Annotated in this window: 1 protein-coding gene; it reads right to left on the bottom strand. The window is 56.3% G+C overall.

Features of this window, described 5'->3' with window-relative positions:
* Window positions 1-568 precede the first annotated feature (568 nt).
* Window positions 569-934, bottom strand: coding sequence for a hypothetical protein (locus IVW53_16235; GenBank protein ID MBF6607104.1), 366 nt, complete (start codon window positions 932-934; stop codon window positions 569-571).
* Window positions 935-1035 lie beyond the last annotated feature (101 nt).

Raw genomic sequence — 1035 nt, 5'->3', positions numbered from 1 at the left:
CGGTGCGCGTTGTTGCTGAAGTAGCCTGCTTCCATCTTTAGCTGCTCAACTTGTTTGGGCTGCTTGTCTACCTGTGCTACCTGTGCTACCTTTACCCCCCTCACCCCCTTCAACCGATGTAACCCCCTCACCCCCTTCAACCGATGTAACCCCCTCACCGCCTCACCCTCATCAGGTTCAATATCAAAGACGCACCATACCTTCAACTCCTTCCAGCCCTCATCACGAATATGGATCATTGCACCATCCATACTCGCCCCGCCCCCATCTTCATGGCTTGCGGCTCACACACCGCGCTATCTCTGTGCCCACTCCCCATCTTCCCCAGGCGCTCGGAGTTGGAGTTTTCGGAGTTCTCGGCGGCCCATTGTGCAGCCTCCACTTCTCCATATTGGATATTGGCTGCCCCAACCCTGGCACAGCCGCCAAAGAGTGCTGTCGGAGACAGCTACACCTCCTACCTCCTATCTGCTCAAGCAGTTGTGCCGCACTCTCAAAGTCCAGTAATCCTCCCAACCATTCTGCCTGCTTGATTACCCACTCGCTCCAATGTTCATCCCACAACTGCTCACCCAGGGGGAAAAGCCCCTTGCGGCAGCAGGAGCAATGGTAGTAGCTGCGTTGTACTTTGAGCGTGCCTGTCCTGCTTTCCAAAGGGTGAGCCTTGTCTCCCTTGTAGCGCATCTCCCTTCCACATGTAGGGCATGAATGACGGACCAGGCACCTTCTCCCTGGCGACCTCCTCTTCGGCCAACACCGTCTGTGCCATTTGCTCACTCAGTTGCTCCTGTAGCTTCAACACCACACCCTCAATCTGAGCCAGGGTTGGCTGCGTGGTGTCTGCCGACCAGCCAATCAACTCTTCGATTGCCGCCTCTGCTTGTGCCATAGGCTCTGCTTTCTTCTCTTCACGACTGCGCCTTCGCTGTCCCATCAGGAGCCTCCTTGCTGCGCGGGGTTGCTCCCATTATCTCAGACTTTGCCCCCTATCTGAAATGCACCCGTTGGTGGTAAATGTTCGGGGTTGGGGGTGGA

Source organism: Chloroflexota bacterium, from assembly GCA_015478725.1.
Taxonomy (GTDB): domain Bacteria; phylum Chloroflexota; class Limnocylindria; order Limnocylindrales; family CSP1-4; genus C-114.
This window is presented reverse-complemented; position numbering and strand designations above follow the sequence as displayed.